This is a genomic window from Pseudohaliea sp., from assembly GCF_040217025.1.
Taxonomy (GTDB): Bacteria; Pseudomonadota; Gammaproteobacteria; order Pseudomonadales; family Halieaceae; genus Pseudohaliea.
The window spans coordinates 443,421-469,982 of sequence record NZ_JAVJOA010000008.1 but is presented as its reverse complement, the minus strand read 5'-3'; the positions used below and the strand labels follow the sequence as shown (position 1 = coordinate 469,982).

Annotated in this window: 20 protein-coding genes; 2 read left to right on the top strand and 18 right to left on the bottom strand. The window is 68.9% G+C overall.

All coding sequences use genetic code 11. From position 1 onward, the window contains the following. The 6 genes from odhB to sdhC form a co-directional block, all read right to left on the bottom strand. Positions 1-1,257 carry a 2-oxoglutarate dehydrogenase complex dihydrolipoyllysine-residue succinyltransferase gene (gene odhB / locus RKE50_RS06320; RefSeq protein WP_350035232.1) on the bottom strand — a complete coding sequence of 419 codons (1,257 nt, stop codon included), beginning with the start codon at positions 1,255-1,257 and terminating at the stop codon, positions 1-3. Positions 1,258-1,280: 23 nt separating this feature from the next. After that, on the bottom strand, positions 1,281-4,136 hold the full coding sequence (locus tag RKE50_RS06315) for a 2-oxoglutarate dehydrogenase E1 component (protein ID WP_350035231.1): 2,856 nt from the start codon (positions 4,134-4,136) through the stop codon (positions 1,281-1,283). A 112-nt stretch (positions 4,137-4,248) separates the two neighbouring features. Further along, complete coding sequence (locus RKE50_RS06310) at positions 4,249-4,956, bottom strand: succinate dehydrogenase iron-sulfur subunit (RefSeq protein WP_350035229.1); 708 nt, start codon at positions 4,954-4,956, stop codon at positions 4,249-4,251. An 11-nt stretch (positions 4,957-4,967) separates the two neighbouring features. After that, positions 4,968-6,731: a succinate dehydrogenase flavoprotein subunit gene (sdhA, locus tag RKE50_RS06305; RefSeq protein ID WP_350035228.1), complete on the bottom strand. Its 1,764-nt coding sequence runs from the start codon at positions 6,729-6,731 to the stop codon at positions 4,968-4,970. Positions 6,732-6,733: 2 nt separating this feature from the next. Then, complete coding sequence (gene sdhD / locus RKE50_RS06300; protein ID WP_350035227.1) at positions 6,734-7,096, bottom strand: succinate dehydrogenase, hydrophobic membrane anchor protein; 363 nt, start codon at positions 7,094-7,096, stop codon at positions 6,734-6,736. Beyond that, positions 7,090-7,464, bottom strand: coding sequence for a succinate dehydrogenase, cytochrome b556 subunit (sdhC, locus tag RKE50_RS06295; protein WP_350035225.1), 375 nt, complete (start codon positions 7,462-7,464; stop codon positions 7,090-7,092). The genes sdhD and sdhC overlap by 7 nt, the downstream gene beginning before the upstream one ends. A 276-nt stretch (positions 7,465-7,740) precedes the next feature. Here sdhC and gltA point away from each other — a divergent pair, with 276 nt between their 5' ends. Further along, positions 7,741-9,030 (top strand): citrate synthase, encoded by a 1,290-nt coding sequence (gene gltA / locus RKE50_RS06290; protein WP_350035224.1) that lies wholly within the window; start codon positions 7,741-7,743, stop codon positions 9,028-9,030. Between the two features lie 13 nt (positions 9,031-9,043). Further along, positions 9,044-10,165, top strand: coding sequence for a beta-ketoacyl-ACP synthase III (locus tag RKE50_RS06285; protein ID WP_350035223.1), 1,122 nt, complete (start codon positions 9,044-9,046; stop codon positions 10,163-10,165). 4 nt (positions 10,166-10,169) lie between these two features. Here the strand turns inward: RKE50_RS06285 and hisC are convergent, their stop codons facing one another. The 12 genes from hisC to smc form a co-directional block, all read right to left on the bottom strand. Then, positions 10,170-11,249 (bottom strand): histidinol-phosphate transaminase, encoded by a 1,080-nt coding sequence (gene hisC / locus RKE50_RS06280; RefSeq protein WP_350035222.1) that lies wholly within the window; start codon positions 11,247-11,249, stop codon positions 10,170-10,172. After that, on the bottom strand, positions 11,246-11,995 hold the full coding sequence (gene phoU, locus RKE50_RS06275) for a phosphate signaling complex protein PhoU (RefSeq protein ID WP_350035221.1): 750 nt from the start codon (positions 11,993-11,995) through the stop codon (positions 11,246-11,248). The genes hisC and phoU overlap by 4 nt, the downstream gene beginning before the upstream one ends. Before the next feature lie 20 nt (positions 11,996-12,015). Continuing rightward, positions 12,016-12,840: a phosphate ABC transporter ATP-binding protein PstB gene (gene pstB, locus RKE50_RS06270; RefSeq protein ID WP_350035220.1), complete on the bottom strand. Its 825-nt coding sequence runs from the start codon at positions 12,838-12,840 to the stop codon at positions 12,016-12,018. Between the two features lie 13 nt (positions 12,841-12,853). Then, positions 12,854-14,500, bottom strand: a complete 1,647-nt coding sequence (gene pstA, locus RKE50_RS06265; protein ID WP_350035219.1) for a phosphate ABC transporter permease PstA — start codon at positions 14,498-14,500, stop codon at positions 12,854-12,856. 3 nt (positions 14,501-14,503) lie between these two features. Next, the gene (locus tag RKE50_RS06260) at positions 14,504-16,189 is read right to left on the bottom strand and encodes an ABC transporter permease subunit (RefSeq protein WP_350035217.1); all 1,686 of its coding nucleotides are present in this window, start codon (positions 16,187-16,189) and stop codon (positions 14,504-14,506) included. Further along, positions 16,186-17,145, bottom strand: coding sequence for a PstS family phosphate ABC transporter substrate-binding protein (locus RKE50_RS06255; protein WP_350035215.1), 960 nt, complete (start codon positions 17,143-17,145; stop codon positions 16,186-16,188). Before RKE50_RS06255 ends, RKE50_RS06260 begins: the two co-directional genes overlap by 4 nt. Positions 17,146-17,147: 2 nt before the next feature. Beyond that, on the bottom strand, positions 17,148-18,422 hold the full coding sequence (phoR, locus tag RKE50_RS06250; RefSeq protein ID WP_350035213.1) for a phosphate regulon sensor histidine kinase PhoR: 1,275 nt from the start codon (positions 18,420-18,422) through the stop codon (positions 17,148-17,150). Next, positions 18,419-19,129 (bottom strand): phosphate regulon transcriptional regulator PhoB, encoded by a 711-nt coding sequence (gene phoB / locus RKE50_RS06245; protein WP_350035211.1) that lies wholly within the window; start codon positions 19,127-19,129, stop codon positions 18,419-18,421. The genes phoR and phoB overlap by 4 nt, the downstream gene beginning before the upstream one ends. Positions 19,130-19,351: 222 nt before the next feature. Continuing rightward, entirely contained in the window at positions 19,352-19,957 is a 606-nt protein-coding gene (locus RKE50_RS06240; RefSeq protein WP_350035210.1) for a transglycosylase SLT domain-containing protein, read from the bottom strand. After that, entirely contained in the window at positions 19,954-21,984 is a 2,031-nt protein-coding gene (ligA, locus tag RKE50_RS06235) for an NAD-dependent DNA ligase LigA (RefSeq protein WP_350035209.1), read from the bottom strand. Before ligA ends, RKE50_RS06240 begins: the two co-directional genes overlap by 4 nt. 5 nt (positions 21,985-21,989) lie before the next feature. Continuing rightward, positions 21,990-22,976 (bottom strand): cell division protein ZipA, encoded by a 987-nt coding sequence (gene zipA / locus RKE50_RS06230; protein ID WP_350035208.1) that lies wholly within the window; start codon positions 22,974-22,976, stop codon positions 21,990-21,992. A 21-nt stretch (positions 22,977-22,997) separates the two neighbouring features. Next, complete coding sequence (gene smc / locus RKE50_RS06225; protein WP_350035207.1) at positions 22,998-26,495, bottom strand: chromosome segregation protein SMC; 3,498 nt, start codon at positions 26,493-26,495, stop codon at positions 22,998-23,000. Positions 26,496-26,562 lie beyond the last annotated feature (67 nt).

The window sequence follows — 26,562 nt, the reverse complement described above, 5'->3', positions numbered from 1 at the left end:
TTACAGCTGGAGCAGGATCCGCGCCGGGTCCTCGATGAGGTCCTTGACCGCGACCAGGAACTGCACGGCGGTCTTGCCGTCGATGAGACGGTGATCGTAAGACAGCGCCAGGTACATCATGGGCAGGACGACCACTTCGCCGTCAACCGCCATGGGGCGCTCCTGGATCTTGTGCATCCCGAGGATGCCCGTCTGCGGCGGATTGAGGATCGGCGTCGACATGAGCGAACCGAACACCCCGCCGTTGGTCACGGTGAAGGTACCGCCGGTCATGTCGTCGATGGTCAGCTTGTTCTGCTGGGCCCGCTTGCCCATGTCGGCGATGGCCGCTTCGACGTCGGCGAGGCTCATGAAGTCGGCGTCGCGCAACACCGGCACCACGAGGCCGTTCGTCGTGGACACGGCCACGCCGATATCCTGGTAGCCGTGGTAGACCACGTCGTTGCCGTCGATGGAGGCGTTGACCTCGGGGAAACGCTTCAGTGCTTCACAGGCGGCCTTGACGAAGAAGCCCATGAATCCCAGCCGGGTTCCGTTGTGCGTCTTCTCGAACTGCTCCTTGTACTTCTTGCGCAGCGCCATCACCGGCGCCATGTTGACCTCGTTGAAGGTGGTCAGCATGGCGGTCTGCTGGGTGGCGTCGAGGAGGCGCTCGGCGATGCGTGCCCGCATGCGGGTCATCGGCACGCGCTTCTCGACGCGCTCGCTGCTCGGGCCGCGCGGAACCTCGACGACGGCGTCGGGGTCTGCTGCCTCGGGCGCCGGTGCCGGTGTCGCGGCCGCCGGCGTATCGGCCAGGTGCCTGAGCACGTCTTCCTTGGTAATGCGGCCGCCCTTGCCGGTACCCTCGATCGCCGCCGGGTCGAGCTTGTGCTCCTCGACCAGCTGCCGGGCAGCCGGGCCGAGGGCCGGCGCCTCCGCGGCGGCCGCGCGCTCCGGCGCCGGGGCAGGCTTCGCGGTGCCGCCCGCTTTCCCGGCGGACTTCTCCGGCTCCGATGCCTTCGGGGCGGGCGCGGCTGCGCCGGTCTCCAGCGTTGCCAGCAGCGCCTGGCTCTCGATGGTGTCGCCCTCGGCCGCGTGAATCTTGCTGATCACGCCGTCTTCCGGGGCCACCACTTCCATCACGACCTTGTCAGTCTCTATCTCGACGATCAGCTCGTCACGGGCGACGCTGTCACCTTCCTGCTTGTGCCAGGTCGCGATCTCGCCGTCGGCGACGGACTCGGGAAACGCCGGTGCCTTGATTTCGATTGCCATGAAGCTTCCTTACTGCTGCCCTGTCACGCTGCCGAGGCGGGCAGCGTGAGGGCCTCGTTGATAAAGCGCTGCTGCTGTTCGAGGTGCAGCGCCATGTAACCGGCCGCCGGCGCGGCAGAAGCATCCCTGCCGACGTAGCCGAGGTAGATGTGCTCCAGGTGCGAGTACATCACCCGGCGCATGTGGTGCTGGCTCGAGTACCAGGCACCCTGGTTCATCGGTTCTTCCTGGCACCAGACCGCGTCCAGGAGGTTGGGGTACTGGCTGAGCACCTGCAACAGCTCCGCCTCGGGGAAAGGATAGAGCTGTTCCAGGCGGATGATCGCGATGTCCTCGATGCCGCGCTCCCGGCGCTCGGCGCGCAGGTCGTAGAAGACCTTGCCGGCGCAGAGGATCACGCGCTTGACGTTGCGCTTGGCCTCGAGATCCGGGTCATCGAGCACGCAGTGGAAGCGGCCGCCGGCGAGTTCCTCGACGCTGGACACGGCCTCCTTATGGCGCAGCAGGCTCTTCGGTGACATGACCACCAGCGGCTTGCGCAGCGGCCGGATCGCCTGGCGCCGCAGCATGTGGTAGACCTGCGCCGGCGTGCTGGGCACGCAGACCTGGATGTTGTGCTCGGCACAGAGCTGCATGAAGCGCTCTAGCCTCGCCGAGGAGTGCTCCGGGCCCTGCCCCTCGTAGCCGTGCGGCAGGAGCATGGTCAGCCCGCAGAGACGGCTCCACTTGTGCTCCCCGCTGGTAATGAACTGGTCGATGACCACCTGGGCGCCGTTGGCGAAGTCGCCGAACTGGGCCTCCCAGATGACCAGGCCTTTCGGCGAGGTGGTGGCGTAGCCGTACTCGAAGGCGAGCACGCCCTCCTCCGAGAGCAGCGAGTCGTAGATGTCGAAGGGCGCCTGGCCCTCCGACACGTGCTGCAGCGGAACCCAGGCACTCTCGTCCTTCTGGTTGTGCAGCACCGCGTGACGGTGCGAGAAGGTGCCGCGGCCCACGTCCTGCCCGGTAAGGCGCACGGGGTAGCCGGCCTCGAGGATCGTGGCGTAGGCAAGGGTCTCGGCAAAGCCCCAGTTCACGGGCATGGCGCCCGCGGCCATCTTGCGCCGGTCCTCAAGGATCTTGCTGACCTGGCGCTGCAGCGGGAAACCCTCCGGCGGCACGTTCACCTCGTGCGCCAGTTTCTGCAGCTTGTGCAGGTCCATGGACGTCTCGCAGGTCAGGGTCCACTCGTGGCCGAGGTAGGGGGTCCAGTCGACGAACAGTTCCTTGTTCGGCTCGGAAACGAGAGAGCTCACCAGGGGCTCGCCGCGGTCTAGGGACTCACGGTAACCCTCGACCAGCGTGCGGTCCTCGTCCTCGGTAATAACGCCCTCGCCGATGAGCCGCTCGGCGTAGAGGTCTCGCGTGGTCTTGTGCTTGCGGATGGCCTGGTACATGAGCGGCTGCGTCACCGACGGCTCATCGGCCTCGTTGTGGCCGCGGCGGCGGTAACAGATGAGGTCGATGACCACGTCGCGCTTGAACTCGTTGCGGAAGTCCACGGCCATCTGGGTGACGAAGAGTACCGCCTCCGGGTCGTCGGCGTTGACGTGGAAGATCGGCGCCTGGACCATCTTGGCGACGTCGGTGCAGTACTCCGTCGAACGCGCGTCCTCGCGCTTGCTGGTGGTGAACCCGACCTGGTTGTTGAGGACGATGTGTACCGTGCCCCCGGTGCGGAAGCCGCGGGTCTGGGACATCTGGAAGGTCTCCATGACCACGCCCTGGCCGGCAAAGGCCGCATCGCCATGCACGACGATCGGGGCGACGGTGTCACCGACCGGGTCACTGCGCCGGTCCTGGCGGGCGCGCACGGAGCCCTCGACTACCGGTGCAACGATCTCGAGGTGCGAGGGGTTGAAGGCGAGCGCGAGGTGGAGTTCCCCGCCCGGGGTCATTACGTTGGAAGAGAAGCCCTGGTGGTACTTCACGTCGCCGGAGCTGTCGTACTGGGCGCGGCCCTCGAACTCGGCGAACAGCTCCGAGGTTTTCTTGCCGAGGATGTTGACGAGGACGTTCAGCCGGCCGCGGTGGGCCATGCCAATGACGATTTCCTTGGCGCCGTAGGAGCCGATGCGCTGGACCATCTCGGCGAGCATGGGGATGAGGCTCTCACCGCCCTCGAGACCGAAGCGCTTGGTACCGGGGTACTTGGAAGCGAGGGAGCGCTCGAGGCCGTCGGCCTTGATCAGCCGGCGCAGGAGCTGGCGTCGCACATCAGGGCCGTAGTCCGGCGCGGAGCGGACCGATTCCATCCGGGTCATGATCCAGTGGCGCTGCTCCGTGTCCACGATGTGCATGAACTCGGCGCCGATATGATGGCAGTAGGTGCGCTCGAGGGCGTCGACAATCTCACCGAGGGTGGCGTTCTCGCGACCGATATGCAGGCTGCCCACCTGGAAGGCCGTGTCGAGGTCGGCCTCGGACAGCTCGTGGAAGGACAGCTCGAGGTCGGCCACGTGCTCGCGCTCGGCGAGGCCCAGCGGGTCGAGCCGGGCCTTCTGGTGGCCGCGCTGCCGGTAGGCCGAGATGAGCTGGACCACCCGTACCTGCTTGCGCTCGTACTCCGTGGCCTGGGCGTCGTGAGCGACCGTTGCCTCCGTACGCACGCGCATCTTGCTGATGCGGGCGAAACGGTCGCGGACCGTGGAGTGGGGTATGTCCTTCAGGTGCGCCACCTGGCTCTCGACCAGGGGGAGCTTGTCGAAGTAGTCGCGCCACTGCTCGGGAACCGAGTTCGGGTCGCGGAGATAGGATTCGTACAGGTCTTCGACGTAGGTAGCGTTGCCGCCAGCGATGTGGGAGCTGCGCCAGAGGAGCTCCATTGTGGGCTGCTGCATGATGTCCTTCCGAACGGTCACCGCCGACAGTTGTGGGGGCGGGTGCCGGCGCGCCCGCAATAGCGCGCGTATTATGCCAGTTTAACCGGAAGGTTAGAAGAGAAGGCGCGCCTCAGGCGGCGCGCGACAGCAGCATGTTGCGGATGTGTCCGATGGCCCGGGTGGGGTTCAGGCCCTTGGGGCAGACGTTGACGCAGTTCTGGATCCCGTGGCAGCGGAACACGCTGAAGGGGTCGTCCAGCTTCGCCAGGCGCTCCTCCGTGGCCGTGTCACGGCTGTCCGCCAGGAAGCGGTAGGCCTGGAGCAGGCCCGCTGGGCCGATGAAGCGGTCCGGGTTCCACCAGAAGGACGGGCAGCTCGTGGAGCAGCAGGCGCAGAGGATGCACTCGTAAAGGCCGTCCAGCTTTGCCCGGTCCTCCGGCGACTGCAGCCGCTCGATGGCAGGCGCCGGCGTGTTGTTCTGCAGGTAGGGCTGGACTTTCTCGTACTGCTGGTAGAACAGGCTCATGTCGACCACCAGGTCGCGGATGACCGGCAGACCCGGCAGCGGCCGGATGACCAGCTTGTTGCCCTTTACCGCCTCGGACAGCGGTGTGATGCAGGCGAGGCCGTTCTTGCCGTTCATGTTGAGGCCATCGGAGCCGCAGACCCCTTCGCGGCAGGAGCGACGGTAGGTCACTGAACTGTCCTGCTCTGCCTTGATCTGCTCCAGCACGTCCAGGACCATGACATCCTTGCCGCCGGTGTCCACCTGGAACTCCTCCATGCGCGGCTCGGCGTCCGTCTCCGGGTTGTAGCGATAGATACTGACTTGCAACATCGGTCTGCCTCTCAGTAGGTCCGCACTTTCGGCTGGAAGGTGTCGACGGTGCGCGGGGTGAAGTTCACCGCCCGCTTGCCGACCCGCCGCTCCCCGGGGAAGTAGAGGGAGTGGCACAGCCAATTCTCGTCATCACGCTCCTGGAAGTCCTCGCGGGCGTGGGCACCGCGGCTCTCCGTGCGCTGTTCCGCGGCGACGGCCGTGGCCTCCGCGACCTCGAAGAGGTTCTGCAGCTCGAGCGCTTCCAGGCGCGCGGTGTTGAAGGCCTGGGTCTTGTCCTCGAGGTGGACGCCGGCGATCCGCTCGCGCAGGTCGTCGAGCTTCTCGATGCCCTCGCGCATGAAGTCGCCCTTGCGGAACACACCGAAGTGGTTCTGCATGACGTTCTGCAGTTCCTTGCGCAGGTCCGCCGCCTTTTCGCCACCGCTGGACTCGTTGATCCGTCGCAGGCCGCGGGCGGCCTCGTCGATATCGTCGCTGGAGGGATCGCGCAGGTCGATGCCCTCGCGCAGCGCACTCTCGATGAACAGGCCGGAGGCGCGGCCGAAGACGACGAGGTCGAGCAACGAATTGCCGCCGAGGCGGTTGGCGCCGTGGACGGACACGCAAGCCACCTCGCCGCAGGCGTAGAGCCCGGGGACGATCTGATCGTTGCCGTCGGCGTCGATGGTCAGCGCCTGGCCGTGAACGTTGGTGGGGATGCCGCCCATCATGTAATGGCAGGTGGGCACCACCGGGATCGGCTCCTTCACCGGATCCGCGTGGGCGAAGGTGCGCGACAGCTCGCAGATGCCGGGGAGGCGGCTCTCAAGCACTTCCTCACCGAGGTGGTCGAGCTTCAGGTAGACGTGGTCTCCCTCGGGGCCGCAGCCACGCCCCTCGAGGATCTCAAGCACCATGGAACGCGCGACCACGTCGCGGCCGGCCAGGTCCTTGGCGTTCGGCGCGTAGCGCTCCATGAAGCGCTCGCCGTCCTTGTTGATCAGGTAGCCGCCCTCGCCGCGGCAGCCCTCGGTCACCAGCGTGCCGGCACCGTAGATTCCCGTGGGGTGGAACTGCCACATCTCCATGTCCTGCATGGGGAAGCCGGCGCGGAGGGCCATGCCCACGCCATCGCCGGTGTTGATGTGCGCGTTGGTCGTGGAGGCGTAGATGCGCCCTGCCCCGCCCGTGGCGAAGACGGTGGCCTTGGACTTCACGAAGACCGTCTCGCCGGTCTCGATGCAGATGGCGATGACGCCGACCACGGCGCCGTCCTGGTTCTTGACGAGATCGACAGCGAACCACTCGTTGAGGAACGTCGTCTGGTTCTTCATGTTCCCCTGGTAGAGGGTGTGCAGCAGCGCGTGGCCGGTTCGGTCCGCCGCGGCGCAGGTGCGCGCGGCCTGGCCGCCCTCACCGAAGTTCTTGGACTGGCCGCCGAAGGGGCGCTGGTAGATCCGGCCCTCTTCCGTGCGCGAGAACGGCAGGCCCATGTGTTCCAGCTCGAAAATGGCCTCGGGGCCCACGCTGGTCATGTACTCGATGGCGTCCTGGTCACCGATGTAATCGGAACCCTTGACCGTGTCATACATGTGCCAGCGCCAGTCGTCGTTCGGGTCGGCGCTGGCGATGGCACAGGTGATCCCGCCCTGGGCCGAGACCGTGTGCGAGCGCGTCGGAAAGACCTTGGAGATGACGGCCGTCTTGTAGCCCGACTGGGCCAGCTGCAGCGCCGCACGCATGCCGGCGCCGCCGCCACCGACGATAACGCCGTCGAAGGAGATGGTACGCATTCCTAATTACCCCAGAGGATCTGGATGCCCCAGATCACGTAGATGAACAGCAACAGGCTGATGCACAGCTGGAGGCCGATGCGGAGCACGTTGCCCTTGGAGCCCATGAGCCGCTCCGTGAGGTAGTCCGTCAGGACGGACCACATGCCGATCCAGGCATGGGCGGCGAGGGAAAGCACCGCGAGGAGCGTGAAGATCCGCATCCAGGCGGTGGCGAAAAGCGCCTGCCAGCCGGCATAGTCGACACCCGTGGCGACGACCCAGCCGATGACGAGGAACCAGGCGAGAAGCACCACGGCACTCACCCGCTGCAGTAACCAGTCGGAAAGGCCCGACCGGCCGAGACTCGTGACCGCGGTTACCATAGCGACACCCCCAGGAGAATGGAAAGCACGACGGCGGTGGCGATGACCAGGCGCGAGCCGAGAATGCCGCCCTCCATGCTCTCGCCGATACCAAAGTCCATGATCAGGTGCTTGATACCGGCCAGGCTGTGGTAGATGAGCGCCGTGCCCACAATCCAGAGCGCCGCCTTCGCCGGCAGGCTGCCAAGCAGCTCGCCGAGACGCGCAAAGCCTTCGGCGCTCGACAGGCTCGTGTCGAGCGCCCAGAGCATGCCGATGCTGGCGACGAAGAGAACCACGCCGGAAATGCGGTGGCTGATGGAGGCCCAGGCCGTAATGGGCAGGCGCATGGTGCCGATGTCTAGATTGACGGGACGGGTATCCTTCACAGTGCTTTTCCGTTCTTTTCCGGGCTGGGTGGGCGCCCGGCGGGCGGACCGCCGGGGCTTGAAAAATGCGGGCGAAGTATATTGGGTGGGCCCGGGAAAAACAATTGGCGCCGGCGGCAGCCCGGCCTTCGACCGAGCTCCGGTAATCGCCCCGAAGCCCTGAAAGCAGGGCTTTCGCGCCTTCCCACGGGGCGCCGCAACCCCCCGCCCTGCGTTGACAAAATCGGCTTACTCTCTATAGTTGGGCCCCCACTGACCAGCGCATCGGGACCCTCTATGAGCGACTTGAAAGCAACCCTGACGGTAGACGGCATTGACGGAGCGATCGAGCTGCCGGTGCACGAGGGGACCATCGGTCCGCGCGTGGTCGACGTGGGCGCCCTCACCGCCAACGGGATGTTCACCTACGACCCGGGGTTCGTTTCCACCGCCGCCTGCGAGTCCCAGATCACCTACATCGACGGCGCCAAGGGTATTCTCCTGCACCGCGGCTATCCCATCGACCAGCTCGCGGAACACTCCGACTACCTCGAAACCTGCTACCTCCTTCTCTACGGCGAACTGCCGGACAAGACGCAGAAAGATCAGTTCGTGCGCACCGTGCACAACCACACCATGGTCCACGAGCAGATCCGCACCTTCTACAACGGCTTCCGCCGTGACGCCCACCCGATGGCGATCATGTGCGGCGTGGTCGGTGCCCTCTCTGCCTTCTACCACGATTCCCTGGACATCTCCGACGAGCATCATCGCCAGGTGGCCGCTTTCCGGTTGATCGCGAAGATGCCGACACTCGCCGCCATGAGCTACAAGTTCTCGATCGGCCAGCCCTTCATGTATCCCGACAACAGCATGGGCTACGCCGAGAACTTCCTGCACATGATGTTCGGCACGCCCTGTGAACCGAGCCGGATCTCTCCGGTGCTGGCCAAGGCCATGGACCGTATCTTCCTGCTGCACGCCGACCACGAGCAGAATGCCTCCACGTCGACGGTGCGCCTGGCGGGTTCCTCCGGCGCCAACCCCTTTGCCTGCATCGCCTCCGGCATCGCGGCGCTCTGGGGCCCGTCGCACGGCGGCGCCAACGAGGCCGTGCTGAACATGCTCGAGGAAATCGGCGATGTCTCGCGGATCGACGAGTTTGTCGCCCGGGCCAAGGACAAGAACGACCCCTTCCGCCTCATGGGCTTCGGCCACCGGGTGTACAAGAACTTCGACCCGCGGGCAAAGGTCATGAAACAGGCCGCCGACGAGGTCCTGGCCGAGCTCGGCATGGAAAATGACCCGCTCCTGGCGATCGCCAAGCGTCTGGAGGAGATCGCCCTCTCCGACGAGTACTTCATCGAGAAGAAGCTCTACCCCAACGTCGACTTCTACTCCGGCATCATCCTCAAGGCCCTGGGTATCCCCACCAGCATGTTCACGGTGATCTTTGCCGTGGGCCGTACCGTCGGCTGGATCGCCCACTGGAACGAGATGATCTCCGGCAGCTACCGCATCGGCCGCCCGCGCCAGCTCTACACCGGTTACGCGCAACGGGACTACCTGCCCCTGGACCAGCGCTGAAAGGCGCGCGTCCATGCACAGGGTAGTCATCAGCGGCACGGGGCTCTATACCCCGCCAGAGGCCATCAGCAACGAAGAGCTGGTCGCCTCCTTCAATGCGTGGGCCGACAGCTACAACCGCGAGCACGCCGAGGCCATCGGCCGCGGCGAGCTGCCCGCCCAGGCCCACAGTTCGGTTGAGTTCATCGTCAAGGCGTCGGGCATCCGCTCTCGCTACGTCGTGAACAAGTCGGGCATTCTCGACCCCGGGCGCATGGTCCCGGACATCCCGGAGCGTTCCGACGACCAGCCTTCGGTGATGTGCGAGATGGCCGTCGCCGCGGCCCGGGAAGCGATGGCTGCCGCCGGCATCGGCCCGGGCGACATCGACGCCGTGCTCGTCGCGGCCTCGAACATGCAGCGTCCCTACCCGGCCATCGCCGTCGAGGTGCAGGACGCACTGGGCATCCGCGGCTGGGGCTTCGACATGAACGTCGCCTGCTCCTCGGCGACCTTCGGTATCCAGCAGGCGCGGGACGCCGTGGCCATGGGCAGCGCCCGGGCGGTCCTCATGGTCAACCCGGAAATCTGCACCGGGCACCTGAACTTCCGCGACCGCGACTCCCACTTCATCTTCGGCGACGTGTGCACTGCCGTGGTGCTGCAGCGGGCAGACCTCGCCACGCCTGCCGAGCAGTACGAGGTGGTAGACAGCCGTCTGCAGACGCTCTATTCGAACAACATCCGCAACAACTTCGGCTTCCTGAACCGGGCCGCCCCGGACGGCATCGGGCAGCCGGACAAGCTGTTCGTGCAGGAAGGCCGCAAGGTGTTCAAGGAGGTCTGCCCTGCCGTGGCGACGCAGATCTCGGAACAGCTGGAGGCTCTGGCGCTGCCCGCCTCGGCCCTGAAGCGGCTGTGGCTGCACCAGGCCAACCTGAGCATGAACCAGCTGATCGCCCGGCGTGTCCTCGGCCGTGACCCATCTCCCATCGAGGCGCCGACGATCCTCGACGAGTATGCGAACACGAGCTCCGCGGGCTCCGTGATTGCCTTCCACAAGCACCGGGACGACTTCACCGCCGGCGACACCGGCGTGCTGTGCTCCTTCGGCGCGGGCTACAGCATCGGCAGCATAGTCCTGCGCCGCCGCTAGGCGTTCACCCGGCCGCCGCCCCGGCGGCCGCGCACCAGGCCTCGACGGCCGCAAGCAGGCGATCCATCTCCTCGTCGGTACCGATGCTGATTCGCAGGTACTCGCTGATCCGCGGCCGGTCGAAGTAGCGCACGATGATGCCCTCCTCGCGCAGCGCCGCAAACAGCGGGGCCGCCCCACCTGCCGGCGGACGCGCGAAGACGAAGTTGGCCGCCGAGGGGAGCACCGAGAAACCCAGGGCCTCCAGGGCGCCCGTCACCCGCTCCCGGGTTGCCACCACGCGCCGGCAGCTGTCCTCGAACCACGCCCGGTCCTCGAAGGCGGCGATCGCCGCGCGCTGGGCGATGACGTCCAGCGGGTAGGAGTTGAAGGAATCCTTGACCCGGACCAGGCCCTCGATAAGCGCCGGGTCACCGAGGGCAAAGCCGACGCGCAGCCCCGCGAGGGCACGGGACTTCGACAGGGTCTGCACCACGAGGAGGTTCGGATAGCGCCCGACCAGGGCCGCCGCGCTGCGGCCGCCGAAGTCGATATAGGCCTCGTCGACGACCACCACGCAGTCGCCATGGCGAGCCACGAGCCGCTCGATCTCCGGGAGCCCGAGCAGCCGCCCGGTGGGCGCGTTCGGGTTGGGCAGGATGATTCCGCCGCAGTCCGCCGGGAACGCGTCGACCTCGACGGCGAGTGCCGCGTCCAGCGGTACGCGCACCGCCTCGATGCCGTAGAGGCCGCACCAGACCGGGTAGAAGCTGTAGCTGATCTCGGGGAACGCGAGGGGCCGCGGCTGCTTGAGGAGCCCGAGGAAGGCGTGGGCCAGGACCTCGTCGGACCCGTTGCCCACGAAGACCTGCTCTGCGGCGAGGCCGAAATGCCCGGCGATGCAGTACCGCAGGGCCACGGCGTCCGGGTCCGGGTAGCGGCGGAGGCTGTCGCCGTCGATGGCTGCGATGGCCTCGAGGGCGCGCGGCGACGGGCCGTAGGGGCTCTCGTTGGTGTTCAGCTTGAGCAGCCGCGGGTGCCGCGGCTGCTCACCGGGCACGTAGGGGCTGAGACCGCGCACGGCCTCGCTCCAGAACCGGCTCACGGCGCGGCGTCCCCCGGCGACGGCTGTCCCGGCTCCTCCTGCATGTACGCACGCAGCTCGGCCGGCTCCATGTGCCTGACGTCCAGGCCGCGGGCGAGGTAGATCACTTGCTCGGCGATGTTGGCGGCGTGATCGCCGATGCGCTCCAGCGCCCGCAGCGCCCAGAGCTCGTTGAGGATCGGGCCGATGTTGCGCGGGTCCTCCATCATGAAGGTCACCAGGCTGCGCATGGCCGAGTGGTACTCGGAATCCACGCCCTCGTCGTCGACGACGACGTTGACGGCCATGGCCACGTCCTGGCGGGCGAAGGCGTCGAGGGCACTGCGCAGCATGGCGCCGACGTGCTTGCCGATGCGCCGGACCTCCGGCGAGCCGCTGCGCGCCGGGGCCTGCTCGGAGAGCGTGATCGCCTGGCGTGCGATCTTGGTCGCCTCGTCGCCGACCCGCTCCAGGTCCGTGGTCACCTTGGCCACCGCGATCACCAGGCGCAGGTCGCTGGCTGCCGGCTGGCGCCGCGCGAGGATGCGCGAACATTCCTCGTCGATGCGCACCTCCATGGCGTTCACCTCCTGGTCCGCGGCGATCACCGCCTCGGCCTCACCGCTGTCGCGCGTCAGCAGTGTCTCCACCGCACGGGCCACGGCCGCCTCGACCCGCCCGCCCATCTCCAGCAGGTGGTTGCGGACGGCTTCGAGTTCGGCGTTGAACTGGCCGGAAATGTGTTGCCTGTGGCTATCGCTCTGCAAGGGGGTCTCCCGCTGGCCGGTCAACCGTAGCGGCCGGTAATGTAGTCTTCCGTCTGGCGCTGCTCGGGGTTCGTGAAGAGTGTATCGGTTTCCCCGAACTCCACCAATCGCCCCATGTACATGAAGGCGGTCATGTCGGATACGCGGGCCGCCTGCTGCATGTTGTGGGTCACGATGACGATGGTGTAGCGGGTCTTCAGCTCGTAGATGAGCTCCTCGATCCGCAGGGTGGAGATCGGGTCGAGGGATGAAGCCGGCTCGTCGAGGAGCAGCACCTCCGGCTCTACCGCGATGGTGCGGGCGATCACCAGGCGCTGCTGCTGGCCGCCGGAGAGGGCAAGGGCGCTGTCGTCGAGCCGGTCCTTTACCTCGTCCCAGAGCGCCGCCGCGCGGAGCGCCTTTTCCACGGTCTCATCGAGGACCCGCTTGCGGTTGATGCCCTGGATGCGAAGCCCGTAGGCCACGTTCTCGAACACGGTTTTCGGGAACGGGTTCGGCGCCTGGAAGACCATGCCCACCCGCCGGCGCAGGCTGGCCACGTCCACTGCCGGGTCGTGGATATCCTCGCCGTCGAGGCGGATCCTGCCGCTGATGCGGCAGCCCTCGATGAGATCATTCATGCGGTTGAAGCAGCGCAGCAGGCTGGACTTGCCGCAACCGCTCGGCCCGATGAAGGCGGTCACCCGCTGCCGGGGAATGGCGAGGTCGATGCGGTCCAGGGCCGGCGCCGCGCTGCCGTCGTAGTGCAGGGACAGGCTGTCCGCAACCAGCGCCGCACCCTCTGCGGACACGCGGGGTGCTGGTGCCCGGCGCAGGGCCTGGACGTTGATCGAGTGTTCTGTCATGGCCGGGAGCCTATCAGGTGTCCAGGGACTTGTATCGCTCCCGCAGCCGGTTGCGCAAGATCACCGCCGCGAGGTTGAGCACGAGGATCAGGGCCACCAGCAGGAACGCGGTAGCGTAGACGAGCGAGCGGGTGGCATCCGGGTCCGGGCTGTGGAAGCCGATATCATAGATATGGAAGCCGAGGTTCATGAATTTCTGTTCGAGATGCAGGTAGGGAAACTCGTCACTTACCGGCAGCTTCGGCGCGAGCTTCACGACCCCGACCAGCATCAGCGGCGCGACCTCGCCCGCCGCCCTGGCCACGGCGAGGACGAGGCCGGTCATCATGGCCGGCGTCGCCATGGGCAGGACCACGCGCCAGAGCGTTTCCGCCCGGGTAGCGCCGAGGGCGAGGCTGCCCTCGCGCACCGAGCGCGGAATGCGTGCGAGCCCCTCCTCCGTGGCCACGATGACCACCGGCAGGGTCAGCAGGGCGAGCGTCAGCGACGCCCAGAGCAGCCCGGGGCTGCCGAAGGTCGGACTCGGCAGCCGGTCGGCGAAGAACAGCGCGTCGATCTCGCCCCCCAGCACGTAGACGAAAAAGCCGAGGCCGAACACCCCGAACACCAGGGACGGCACGCCGGCGAGGTTATTCACGGCAATACGCACCAGGCGCGTCAGCGGTCCCTGCCGGGCGTACTCGTGGAGGTAGACGGCGGCGAGCACCCCCAGGGGTGTCACGAGGACCGCCGTGAGCAGGACCAGGGCCACGGTGCCGAAAATCGCCGGGAATACCCCCCCGTCCGTATTGCCCTCCCGCGGGGCGCCACTCACGAAATCCCAGAGCTGGCTGAAATAGAGCCCGAGGCGGGCCGGCAGCGACAGCGCATTCGGCTGGTAGGCGCGCAGTACCGTTGCCAGCGGCTGCTCGACGCGCTGGCCGTCGGCGAGCGCAACCTGAAGGGTGTAGCGCTCGACCGCGCGGCGCAAGGAGCGCCGCTCGGTCTCGACGGCCGCCAGCCTTTCCCGCGCCGCCGTAACTCGCGGATCCGCGCTGGAACGCAGCCGGGCCAGGGCCGCGCTGGCGGCCGCGAGCGGTCCCTGCTCGAGCGCCCGCAGCGCTTCCCGCGCCTGCACGGTGGCCGCAAGCGCTTCCGCCAGCGCCGTCCGCAGCGCCGGGCCGTCCCCCGCTACGAGGGTCGTACCGTCGTCGCGCAGCGCCAGCGGGTAAGCGAAGAGCGGCCCCCACTCGCTGCGCTCGAGGACCGTCGCCGCCGGCGGCGTGCGCTCCTCGACGATGTCCGAGGCCAGCAGCCAGCGGAACTCCGGCGCGCCGAGGTCACGATTGCCCAGGCGCAGCAGCAGCCGCTCGCGCTGTTCGGGTCCCGGCCCCGGGGCGAGACCGGCCTCCCGCAGCTGCAGCGCCGGAACATTCCGCCGGGCGAGCACGTGACCGAGGAGCGACTCGGTCGCCCCGCCACCCTCACGCACCTCCAGCGCCTTCAGCGATCCCGGCCAGAAGTGACCCAGACCCCTCACGGTGAGCAAGGCCACCAGGGCGAGCACGGCAACCAGCGCCAGGGCCGCAGCGGCGGCGGCCAGCCACTCCAGCGCATCGCCACCCTGGCGGCGCAGGCCGGCGCCGAAGCGTTCACGGACGGAGCGGCGGCGGGTGGTCACGGCTCAGCCCGCCGCATAGCGGTAGCGCAGCCGCTGCCGCACCAGCTCCGCCAGCGTATTGATGACGAAGGTGAACGCGAACAGCAGCAGTGCCGCCAGGAACAACACGCGGAAGTGCGTGCTGCCGACGATCGACTCGGGCGCCTCCATCGCGATGTTCGCGCTCAGGCTGCGCAACCCGGTGAAGGGATCGACGTCGAGGATCGGCGTGTTGCCGGTTGCCATGAGCACGATCATGGTCTCGCCGATGGCCCGGCCGAGGCCGATCATCAGCGCCGAAAAGATACCCGGGCTCGCCGTGGGCAGGACCACCCCGGTGAGCGTCTGCCAGCGTGTCGCCCCCAGGGCCAGACTGCCGTCCGAGAGACCCCGCGGCACGGAGAAAATGGCGTCCTCGGTGATGGAGAACACCGTGGGCAGGACGGCAAAGCCCATGGCCATGCCGACCACAAGCGCGTTGCGCTGCTGGTAGGCGATACCGAACTCCCGCTCGAGCCAGCCGCTGACATCGCCGCCGAAGCAGGCGGTCTCGATCAGCGGGCTCGCGGCAACACTGGCCCAGGCCAGCAGCGCCACCACCGGCAGCATGAGCAGCGGCCGGTAGCCGAGGGGCACGCGGCGACGCCAGCGTCCCGGCAGCGACGACCACAGCGCGCCCACCGCGACCACGCCTGCGACCAGCACGAGGGGCGCCGCGAGCACGCCCGCGAGCGCATGCTCGACGCGCGGCGCCAGCCAGAGTCCGGCGATGAAGCCGAGCACGACCGTGGGCACGGCTTCCATGAGCTCGATCCCCGGCTTGACCACGCGTCGCAGCGGCCGCGCCATGAAGTAGGCGGTGTAGACGGCGGCGAGAACCCCGAGCGGCGCCGCAAACAACATGCTGTAGAGGGCCGCCTTGAAAGTACCGAGCGCCAGGGGGGCGAGGTTCAGCTTTGGCTCGTCGCCCGCGCCCGCCGGCGAGGACTGCCAGACCCGCGCCGGCGCCGGGTAGTCCGGGTGCCAGGCCGAGGCCCAGAGGGAAGTGAAAGAGACTTCCGGGTGCGGGTTGCGCACGCGGTAGTGGTGTACCGTTTCGCCGACGCGGACCGCGAACGCCGTTCCGTCAGCGGCGACCGCCACGGCCTCGGCACCGGCGGCCCGCGGCAGCCGGGTCGCGAACAGGCGTCGCTCCGCCGCGGTATGCCAGGCCTGCAGCCGGCCGTCAGCCGCCAGCGCGAAGACCACCGCCCGCTGCGGCTCCGCGACCAGCCAGCGCACCGGCAGTCCGCCGCTGTCGAGGCGTCGGAAGAGCGCCCAGGGCCTGTCGGGCGCGGCACTGGTGCGGCCGAACTCGAGCAGCTCGCCATCGCCGGTGGCAACCAGCACCGCACGCCCGCCGGCGAGCCGTACACTGGGGCCGGCCGGTCTGGCCAGCAGCCCGGCCGTCTCGAGCCCGGCCAGGAGCGCCGGGGACGCCGGGTCCGGGCCCCGCCCCCCCGGCAGCAGCGCCCCGTCCCCGGCGGCTTCGCTGTGGCTGTAACTGATGGCAGCCGGCTGCAGCAGGGGCGTGACCTCCCAGAACAGGTAGAGCAGCATCAGCAGGATCGTGCCCAGCACCCCCACGCCGGCGGCGCCGACGAGAGCACTGGTCGCGCGGTCGACCCAGCGGCGACGCCGATCGACGCGGATGCCGGCCAGGCGGCTCACAGGCCCAGGGCCTCGCGCTGCTCGGCGATCAGCGCGGCCGGCAGCGGTACGTAGCCGTCCTGGAGCACCAGGCGCTGGCCCTCCCGGGAATAGATGAAGCGGAAGAACTCCCGTTCCAGCACTGCCAGGGGACGACCGGGCGGTCGATTCACGTAGGTGTAGAGGTAGCGGGCGAGCGGGTAGCGGCCGCTGCCGGCGTTTTCCGCCGTCGGCGCGACGGCAGGCCCGGCGCCGTCGCTGATCGCGAGGGGACGCACGCCGGCGGACTGGTAACCGAGGCTGGAGTAGCCGATAGCGCCGGGGGAGGCCCCGACGGCCTGCACCACGGAAGCAGAGCCGGGCAGCTCGTTGACCAGGGGATGGAAATCCCCCTCGCAAAGCACCTCGCTGCGGAAGTAGCTGTGGGTGCCCGAGGCGGTGTTGCGCCCGTAGGCCACGACGGGGCGCCGGCGCCAGCTGCCGCCGAGACCGAGGTCTCCCCAGTGGGTGAAGCGCCGGGGGGTGCCGCAGCGCCGGGTGATGGAGAAGACCGCATCGAGTTCCGCGAGGGAGAGCGCCCTGAGCGGGTTGTCCTGGTGCACGAAGACCGCCACCGCGTCCACGGCAACCGGCACGGCGGTAGGCGGATAGCCGAAGCGCTCGCGGAAGGCATCCACCTCACGGCCGCTCATGGCGCGGCTCATGGGTCCGAGTTCCGCCGTGCCCTCGGCCAGCGCCGGCGGTGCCGTCGCCGAGCCCGCTGCCTGCACCTCCACGGTGACCGCAGGGTGATAGGCACCGAAGGCCCGCGCCCACAGCGACATGAGATTGGCGAGCGTATCGGAACCGGCGCTTCCCAGGCTCCCGACCAGGCCCGAGGCGGGCTCGTAGGGCGGCAGGGTGCGGTCACCCAGCGCCGGCACGGCGACCAGGGCCAGCAGCAGGCAGGTTAGGCGCCAGGCTCTGCGCGCCCGCATGTTCAGGCGCTGAACGCCAGGGTAAAGGTACTGCCCTCTCCCGGCTCGCTGTCGATGCGCAGCTCCGCGCGGTGCGAGGCGGCCACGTGCTTGACGATGGCGAGGCCAAGACCGGTACCGCCCGTGGCGCTCGAGCGGCTCTCGTCGACGCGGTAAAAGCGCTCCGTCAGCCGCGGCAGGTGCTGCTCCTCGATGCCCGGCCCCTGATCCACCACCGATAGCAGCAGCTCGTCGCCCTGCCGCCGCCAGTGCACGAGCACCGGCCGGTCCTCCGGGCTGTACTTGATGGCGTTGAGCACGAGGTTCGAGATGGCGCTGTGCAGCTCGCGGTAGTCGCCCGCGACTCCGTCGCGCGTATCCAGGCGCAGCGCCACGACGCGGTCCGGGTGCGAGTGCGCGAGTTCGTCGCGCAGTTCCTCGACCAGGCTCGCGATGTCGACGCGCTCGGTCTTCTTCTCGCTGCGCACGCTCTCGATGCGCGAGAGCCAGAGCAGGTCGTCGAGGAGGTTTTCCATGCGCCGGGCCTGCAGCTCCATCTGCTCCAGCGGCTTGTGGAACCGGGGGTCGAGGCGATCCCCGGCGGCCATGAGCGTCTCGAGGTAGCCCTTGAAGACCGTGAGCGGCGTGCGCAGCTCGTGCGAGACGTTGCCGACGAAATCCCGGCGCTGCTGTTCCAGCTGGAGCATGCGGGTGACGTCGCGCACGAAGAGCAGGAAGTCGCCGTCGGCAAAGGTGGTAATCTCCATCTGCAGGAAGCGCTGTGCGCCGCCCTTGAGGCCTACCTGCAGCGGCTGGGAGAAGTCGCCGCCAATGAAGTACTCGTGGAATTCGGGCAGGCGGACGAGGTTGAGGATCGGCTGCCCCCGATCCCGGGGATACTCGAGGCCCAGCAGCCTGCGGGCGGCCTCGTTGCACCACTCGATGGCCCCGGCCTGGGTGAGGATGACCACGCCGTCGCGCATGGACGCGAAGGAGCTCTGCAGGTAGTCCACGGTGGACTGCAGCCGGCTGCGCGCCTCGCGGTTCTCCCGCTGCAGGCGGTAGATGGTGTCGTAGACCACGCCCCAGATGCCGAAACTCTCCGGCGGCGTCTGCTCCGGGTTCTCGAGCCAGCGGCGCATGCGCCAGATCTGGTAGAGCCAGACGCCGCTGATCGTCGCAAGGCCCAGCGTGAGCATGGCAAGGGGATAGCCGAACAGCCAGCCGGCCAGCGCCGAAGCGGCCAGCACCAGCAGCAGCTTGCGCAATTCCCCACGCCAGCTACCCGCCAGGTTCACCCGGTAGGAGCTCCCCGCGCGGAGAAGCGGTAGCCCGTGCCGCGCACCGTCTGGATCAGCCCGCTGTAGTCGCTGGCACCGGCCGAGAGAGCCTTGCGCAGGCGGCGGATGTGGACGTCGACGGTGCGCTCCTCGACATACACGTTGGCGCCCCAGACCTGGTCTAGGAGCTGGTTGCGCGTGTAGGCACGTTCCGGGTGGGCCATGAAGAACTGCAGCAGGTTGAATTCCGTCGGACCCATGTCGAGCGGCTCGTCGGCGAGGAAAACCCGCCGGCTCTTGCTGTCGAGCACCAGCTCGGAGACCTGCATGCGGTCGTTCGCTTCCGCCCCGCCGGCGCGGCGCAGCAGCGCCTTGATGCGGGCGATGAGTTCCCGCGGCGCGAAGGGCTTGGTGATGTAGTCGTCGGCACCGACGTCGAGGCCCTGGATGACGTTGTCCTCCGCGGTCTTCGCGGTCAGCATGATCACCGGTATCTCCCGGGTCGCCTCGTCGCGCTTGAGGCGACGGAGAAGCTCGATGCCGCTGCCCCCGGGAAGCATCCAGTCGAGCAGGACGATGTCCGGCCGCTGGTCGACGATGGTGGCATGGGCGTCCTGGATGTTATCGGCCTCCAGACAGCGGTAATCGACGATTTCCAGCGCCATGCGCAGCATGTCGCGGATTGCGAACTCGTCGTCGACCACCAGGACGGTGCGTTCACTCATGGCACGGTAGCCTGCATGGGGATTTGTCCGCGAAGTCTGCCGCCGCACTGTGACAATAACATGACAGATCGGGCCCTTTTTGCAACAGAGCCGTCACAGTCGGGGGGCTCCGCTGTCGAACGCGACACCGGTCGCAGGCGACGCCCGTCGAGCGCGACCCCGGTCTGAGCGACCCTGTCTGAGGCGACCCCGTCGAACGCGACACCGGTCTGGGCGACCCCGTCAAAACCAGCCGAAGAACCAGCCGTCGTCTTCCAGCTCCTCCTGGCACGCCGCGAGCTGCCCGGTGTACAGCGAGGACCGGCGTTCGACCTTGCGCGCCACCGAGAGCAGCCAGTCCTTGTTGCGGAAGCTGCCCCGGGCGAAGCCGCCGTGGCCCTCGTGATAGGCGAGGTAGAGCCGGTAGGCGTCGTTCGGGCGGATCCCGTTGCGACGATTCGACTGGTGGTTGTACCAGCCGATGAAATCGATGGCATCGCCGAAATCGTCGCGGTCGGCGCCGTAGTTGCCGGCGCTGCGCTCGTAGGCTCGCCAGGTGGACTTCAGCGCCTGGCTGTAGCCATAGGAATCGGAGGGCCGCGGCCCGGGGATGAAGCCGAAGATCTTCTTCCGCGGCGGCTTGGCTTTGGCGACGAAGCGCGACTCCTGGTGCATGATCGCCATCAGCACCGGCACCGGGCTGTCCCAGCGCTTGCTCGCGTCGCGGGCATCGTCGTACCAGCCGTCCTTGTCGCGGAAGATCTCGCACAGGTTGTCGAGGTCCCGCGGCGGCGTGGTGGCGCAGCCGGCGAACAGCAGGCAGAGCGCTGTCAGCAGGACGGTCCTCACGGCCGCCCCCCGTGCTCTTCGAGAAAGGCGAGGAACGCCGCCTCGTCGATCACCGGCACGGCCAGCGTTTCCGCCTTCGCCAGCTTGCCGCCCGCCCCCGGGCCGGCGACCAGCGTATGGGTCTTAGCGGAAACACTGCCGGCCACGCGGGCCCCGAGCGCCTGCAGCGCCGCGCTCGCCTCGTCCCGGGTCATGCTCTCGAGCTTGCCGGTGACGACCCAGGTCTGCCCGGCCAGCGGTGCGTCGGCAACGGCCGCCTCCGCCTCGGGCCAGTGCACCCCGGCCTTGCGCAGGGCCTCGACCACGGCCTGGGTCGCCGGGTCGTCGAAGAACTGGCGCAGGTGATCGGCGACCACCGGCCCGACGTCGTCGACGGCGAGCAGGCTTTCCTCGGAGGCCGCCGCCAGCGCCTCGTAGCTCCCGAAATGGCTGGCCAGGGACCGCGCCGTGGCCTCACCCACCTCGCGGATGCCGAGCGCGAAGAGAAAGCGCGGCAGCGTCGTCACCTTGCTCGTCTCCAGCGCAGCGAGCAGGTTGTCCGCGCTCTTCTCGCCCATGCGCTCGAGCCCCAGCAGATCCTCCCGGCGAAGGGCGTAGAGATCGGCGACGGTCTCCACGAGGCCCTGCTCCACGAGCTGCTCCACGAGCTTGTCGCCGAGCCCGTCGATATCCATGGCCCGGCGCGACGCGAAGTGGCGCAGGGCCGCCATGCGCTGGGCGGCGCAGACGAGGCCACCGAGGCAGCGCAACACGGCGCCGCCCTCCTCCCGCTCCACCGCGGAACCGCAAACCGGGCAGGCAGTGGGCGGCACCACCGGCGCCGCGTCCTTCGGGCGCCGGTCCGCCACCACCGAGACCACCTGGGGAATCACGTCGCCGGCGCGGCGGACGATCACCGTGTCACCGACCATGACTCCGAGGCGTTCGATCTCATCGAGGTTGTGCAGGGTGGCGTTGCTGACGGTGACCCCGCCGACAAAGACCGGTTCGAGCCGCGCCACCGGCGTGATGGCTCCTGTGCGGCCGACCTGGAATTCGACCGCGTGCAGCAGCGTGAGCTCCTCCTGGGCGGGAAACTTGCGGGCGATGGCCCAGCGCGGGGCCCGGGAGACGAAACCGAGACGCTCGCGCAGGGCGAGATCGTTGATCTTGTAGACGATGCCATCGATGTCGTAGGGAAGCTCGGCGCGCCGCGCCTCGAGGCGGCGATAGTAGCCGAAGCAGCCGTCGATGCCGGTCACCAGCGCCGACTCGCGGTTGATGCGCAGGCCCCAGCCGTGCAGGCACTCCATGATCGCCCAGTGCGTAGCCGGCAGCGGACCACCGCTCACCTGTCCCACCCCGTAGCAGCAGAGCTGCAGCGGCCGGCGGGCGGTAACGCGGGAGTCGAGCTGGCGCAGGCTGCCCGCCGCCGCGTTGCGCGGATTCACGAAGCCCTTCTCGCCACGCTCGGCCGCCTCCCGGTTCAGCTGCGCGAAGCCCTCGTGCAGCAGGTAGACCTCGCCGCGCACCTCGAGCGTCGCCGGGTAGCCCTCGCCGCGCAGGCGCAGGGGCACGGAGCGTATGGTGGCCACGTTCTCGGTGATGTCCTCGCCGGTGGTGCCGTCACCGCGGGTGGCGGCACGCTCGAGGGCGCCGTCGCGGTAGAGCAGGCTCACGGCCACGCCGTCGAGTTTCGGTTCACAGGCAAACTCGAGCGCGGCGTCCGGATCCCCGAGACGGTCCAGCACGCGTCGGTGGAACTGCTCGAATTCCTCGTCGCTGAAGGCGTTGTCCAGGGACAGCATCGGCTGCTCGTGGCGGACGCTTTCGAAGGCATCGAGGGGCGCCCCACCGACACGGCGGGTGGGTGAGTCGGGGCGCGCCAGGAACGGGTGGGCCGCCTCGAGGGCCTGCAGCTCGCGCAGGGCGCGGTCGTATTCGGCGTCGGGAACGGTCGGCTGGTCGAGCACGTGGTACTCGTAGTTCCAGCGCTCCAGCCTGTCGCGCAGCTCGGCGGCGCGTGCCTCGGGACCAGCTTCCGTCACGGTGATCAGCGGCTTCCGGCGAGGAGACGCCTCTCGAGATCGCGGATTTTCTGGCGGCTGTGCTCGAGGGACTGGCGGGTGAGCGCGCTGCGCGACTCGTCGAGCACGTCACCGCGGAGGTTGCGGGCCACGGCCTGGGCGGTTTCGAGCATGTAGTCGAAGGCCTTCATCATGTCGTCCGGGCCCGGGAGCGTGACGAAGAAGAGAAGCCCGGGCGTCGCCAGCTCGCTCATGCGATCGATGTCGAACACGCCGGGCTGCATCATGTTGGCAACGCTGAACTGGATTGCCCCGCGCCCGGCTGCCTGCTCGTGGCGGTGGAAGAAGTCCATGTCGCCGAAGCGCAGGTCGCAGGCGAGGAGTATCTGCAGGATATCGTCGCCGCGAAAGCCGGCCGGGTCCTGCGCGATGACGTGCAGGATGAAGACCTCCGGGTCCTCGCCGCGCGGCAGGCGCCCGGCGCTACCCTCCGGCCTCGGCTCGGGCTCGTCATCCGCCGGCAGGTCCTCCAGCCAGTCGAGGTTGCCGGGCTCTTCCCGGTCGCTGGTGCTCACCCCGTTGACGAGCCCGTCGTCGGCCGGCGCGCGGCGGGCGGCCTTGCGCGCGGGCCGCGGCGGCGGGCCCGCGGCTGCACGGCCTGCGCCGGAAGCCGGCCCGCTGCCCTGCGCAGCGCTGTCTTGCGCGCCACCGCGCCGCGCGCCGCTGCCGTCCGCGCCGTCGGCGGCGGCCGCAGCCTGCACGGCCTCGTCGTGCTCCCGGGCGGCGCGCACGAGATCCTCGCGACGAATGACCCGCGCGCCGCCGTTGGGCAGCTCCTGGATCACGCTCGGGTGTTCCTGCAGCTCGTCATCGTCGCCCTCGCCGACCCGGCGCAGCTTGACCCGCACCTCGGCCTGCCGCTCCGCGCGCACCCGCCGCCAGGCGTCGACCAGCACCGCCGCGATCAGCAGCACGCCGATGATGACCATCCAGTCGCGTATCGTCAGCTCCATGCTCCAGCGCCCAGTTCGCCGTCAGCTTGCCGCCAGTTCCGCCGCTTCCTCCACATCCACGGCCACAAGGCGAGACACCCCGGGCTCGTGCATGGTGACCCCGAGCAACTGGTCGGCCAATTCCATGGTGATCTTGTTGTGGGTGATGAAGATGAACTGCACTTTCTCGGACATCTCCTTCACCATGCGAGCATAGCGCCCCACGTTGGCATCATCCAGCGGCGCGTCCACCTCGTCGAGCATACAGAAAGGTGCCGGGTTGAGCTGGAAGATCGAGAACACGAGGGCGATCGCCGTCAGCGCCTTCTCCCCGCCCGAAAGCAGGTGAATCGTGCTGTTCTTCTTGCCCGGGGGACGCGCCATGATCGAGATCCCGGTGTCGAGCAGGTCGTCGCCGGTCATCTCGAGGTAGGCATTGCCACCGCCGAAGACCCGCGGGAAGAGCTCCTGCAGGCCGCTGTTGACCTTGTCGAAGGTCGCCTGGAAGCGGCTCCGCGTCTCCCGGTCGATCTTGCGGATGGCTGACTCGAGGGTGCCCAGGGCACTCTCGAGATCCTCGTTCTGCGCGTCGAGGTACTGCTTGCGCTCCGACTGCTGGCTGTACTCGTCGATGGCCGCGAGGTTGATCGGGCCCAGCCGGGCGACGCGGGTCGCGACGCGCTCGAGCTGCTGCTGCCAGCCCTCCCGCGTGGCCTCTTCCGGCAGGCCCTCGAGCACTGCAGCGGGGTCCTGCGCCAGTTCTTTCAGCTGCCGGCCGACGTTCTCCCGCTGCACTTGCAGCGTCTGCCGCCCCAGGCGGCACTGTTCGAGCTCGGCCCGCGCCGTGGCCACCCGCTGCTCGATGGCGGCGCGGGCCTGCTCATCGCTGCGCAGGGCATGCTCGACCTCCGCCACGCGCTGGCGCGCCTCGGTCAGCTCGGCCTCCGCCGCGGAGCGCAGCTGGAGCTGGGTCTCGAGCTCCGTCTCGAGCCCGGCCACCGGCGTGCTCGACTCCTCGAGGCCACTGGCCAGGCCCGCCCGGCGCTCGCTGAGCTGGGCGACCTGCGCCTCGGTGCGGGCGATGGAGCTGCGGATCGTCTCGACCTGGGTCTGCAGCGAGCGCAGGCGCATGGCCGCCTGGTGAGCGGAGTCGCGGGCCTGGCGCGCCGCCTGCCGGCAGCCGTCCAGCTCGCCCCGCAGCCGGTCACGCTCCGAGAGCAGCGTCTCGCGCTCGCCGGCGTCGGATTCCATGCGCTCGATCGCCTCCGCCAGTACCTGCCGGGCCTCGGCGATCGACGCCTGCTCACCCTCGAACTGCGCCCGCGCGTCCTCCGCGTCCCGCGCCAGTGCCGCGCGGCGGGCCTCGAGCTGCTCGACCCGGGCTTCCTGGGCCTTCAGCTGCGCGGCCGCATCGGCCTGGCGGCGGCTGGCCGCCTGCTGCTCGCGCTGCAGCGCCTGGCGCGCTTGCTCCAGGTCCCGCAGGCGCCCGGACTCCGCCGCCTGCGCGGCCTCGAGCTCGCGCACGCGTTCCGCGGTCGAGACCACCGACGCAGACAGGGCCTCGAGCTCCTGCTGGCGCCGGATGACACCGTCGCCTTCCGCCTCCCCCCGGCGCAGTGACAGCCAGTTCGGGCCGAGCCACAGGCCGTCGGGCGTGATAACGGATTCGTGGCCGGCGAGCTGGCCGCGCAGCGCCAGCGCCTCGGCTTCGTCGGCGGCCGTGCGCACCGCCGAGAGCAGCCCGGCGACCCGGCCGCCGCAGTTCACCTCGGCCGCCAGGGTGCCGGCCCGCGCCGGGGGCATCGAGGCCCGGCCCACGAGCGTCAGGTGCCCCGCGGCGAGCCCGTCCAGGCGCTGGCCGAGGCTGTCAAGATCGTCGACGCAGACCGCGTGCAGGTAGTCGCCGAGCACCGTTTCCACCGCGCGCTGCCAGGGCGCGGCGACGTCGAGCTGGGAAAGCAGCCGCGGCGCCGCCGCCAGGCCGTTGCCGTCCAGCCAGGCATCGGCACCGCCCGAGGCGTCCTCGGCCGCCGCCTGCTGCAGGGCCTCCAGGGAGGCCTGCCGGCCGCGCAGCTGGGCGAGCTCCGAGCGCGCGGCGTCGAGCTCACTCGCGATCCGCGTGCCCTGCTCCCGGCTCGCGGCGAGATCGCCTGCCAGGGCCTCGCCCTGCTCTTCGTACCCGGCAATCGCCAGCTCCGCCTCGGCGAGTTCCTCGCGCAGGGGGGCCGGGTCCTCTTCACCCTCGGCGGGCGCCAGCTCCCGCTGCTCGCCGGCGAGCTGTTCCATGCGCGCCTGCAGGCGCTTCAGCGCGTGCTCGAGGTGCTGGATCCGCGACTGCTGCACCTCGGCCTGCTGGCGCGGCTCGGCGGCGCGGTGATTGAAATCGTCCCAGCGCTGCTGCCAGCCCTGCATCGCCTCCTCGGCGGCGGCGAGCGCGGTCGCGGCCTCCTCGGCGGCGGCGTCGAGCACCTCGCTCTCCGGCGCGAGGCCCGCGAGTTCCTCCTCCCAGGCGACGAGACGCTCGCGGTCCTCCTGCAGGTGACGCTCCGCCTCCTCGAGATTGCTGCGCGTCTGCGCGAGGTCGTCGCGCAGTTGCCGCGAGCGCTCCTTCTGGTGCTGGATGCTCTGCTCGATGCGCGCGACCTCGGCGCCGAGCGTGTAGTAGCGGCCCTGCACCTCGTTGAACACGTCGCTGCGCTCGGTCTGCTCGACGCGCTGCTGTTCGATGCGGGTGTCCACCTGCTGGTGCTCGGCGAGAACGGCCTCCAGGGAGACCTCGAGTTCGCCCACCCGGTGAGCGCTGGCCGCGGTCTCGCTGTCGAGTTCCTTCCACTCCAGGGCGAGAAGCTGCGCCTTGAGCGTGCGTTCCTCTTCCTTGAGGGCGCTGTATTTCTCGGCCGCCTGCGCCTGTCGCTGCAGGTGCTGCAGCTGCCGCTCGAGTTCGTCGCGCAGGTCGGTCAGGCGCTCGAGGTTCTCGAGGGTGCGGCGCATGCGCGATTCCGTTTCCTTGCGCCGCTCCTTGTATTTGGAGATCCCCGCCGCCTCCTCGATGAAGATGCGCAGTTCCTCGGGGCGGGACTCGATGAGGCGGGAGATCATGCCCTGCTCGATGATGGCGTAGCTGCGCGGCCCGAGGCCCGTGCCCAGGAAGATGTCGGTGATGTCGCGGCGGCGGCAACGGGTGCCGTTCAGGAAATACTCGGACTGGCCCTCGCGGGTGACCTGCCGGCGGGTGGAGACCTCGGCGTAGCTCGCGTACTCGCCGCCGACGCTGCCGTCACTGTTGTCGAAGATGAGCTCGATGGAGGCCTGGCCGACCGGCTGGCGATTCACCGAGCCGTTGAAGATGACGTCTGCCATGGACTCGCCGCGCAGGTTCTTCGCGGAGCTCTCGCCCATCACCCAGCGCACGGCATCGATGATATTCGACTTGCCGCAGCCGTTCGGGCCCACCACGGCGGCCATGTTGGAGGGAAAGGTCACCGTGGTCGGGTCGACGAAGGACTTGAAGCCCGCCAGCTTGATGGACTTCAGGCGCATGGAATGGCGGCTTCGCGGGACGGGCTGGTGGCAGTATCAACTGGAGCTTTCTTCTGCATCATTATGA

What these genes read in the sequence shown, in the direction of transcription:
- odhB (WP_350035232.1), bottom strand. Translation starts at nt 1,257, where the DNA reads ATGGCAATCGAAATCAAGGCACCGGCGTTTCCCGAGTCCGTCGCCGAC.
- RKE50_RS06315 (WP_350035231.1), bottom strand. Translation starts at nt 4,136, where the DNA reads ATGCAGCAGCCCACAATGGAGCTCCTCTGGCGCAGCTCCCACATCGCT.
- RKE50_RS06310 (WP_350035229.1), bottom strand. Translation starts at nt 4,956, where the DNA reads ATGTTGCAAGTCAGTATCTATCGCTACAACCCGGAGACGGACGCCGAG.
- sdhA (WP_350035228.1), bottom strand. Translation starts at nt 6,731, where the DNA reads ATGCGTACCATCTCCTTCGACGGCGTTATCGTCGGTGGCGGCGGCGCC.
- sdhD (WP_350035227.1), bottom strand. Translation starts at nt 7,096, where the DNA reads ATGGTAACCGCGGTCACGAGTCTCGGCCGGTCGGGCCTTTCCGACTGG.
- gltA (WP_350035224.1), top strand. Translation starts at nt 7,741, where the DNA reads ATGAGCGACTTGAAAGCAACCCTGACGGTAGACGGCATTGACGGAGCG.
- RKE50_RS06285 (WP_350035223.1), top strand. Translation starts at nt 9,044, where the DNA reads ATGCACAGGGTAGTCATCAGCGGCACGGGGCTCTATACCCCGCCAGAG.
- pstB (WP_350035220.1), bottom strand. Translation starts at nt 12,840, where the DNA reads ATGACAGAACACTCGATCAACGTCCAGGCCCTGCGCCGGGCACCAGCA.
- RKE50_RS06255 (WP_350035215.1), bottom strand. Translation starts at nt 17,145, where the DNA reads ATGCGGGCGCGCAGAGCCTGGCGCCTAACCTGCCTGCTGCTGGCCCTG.
- phoB (WP_350035211.1), bottom strand. Translation starts at nt 19,129, where the DNA reads ATGAGTGAACGCACCGTCCTGGTGGTCGACGACGAGTTCGCAATCCGC.
- zipA (WP_350035208.1), bottom strand. Translation starts at nt 22,976, where the DNA reads ATGGAGCTGACGATACGCGACTGGATGGTCATCATCGGCGTGCTGCTG.
- smc (WP_350035207.1), bottom strand. Translation starts at nt 26,495, where the DNA reads ATGCGCCTGAAGTCCATCAAGCTGGCGGGCTTCAAGTCCTTCGTCGAC.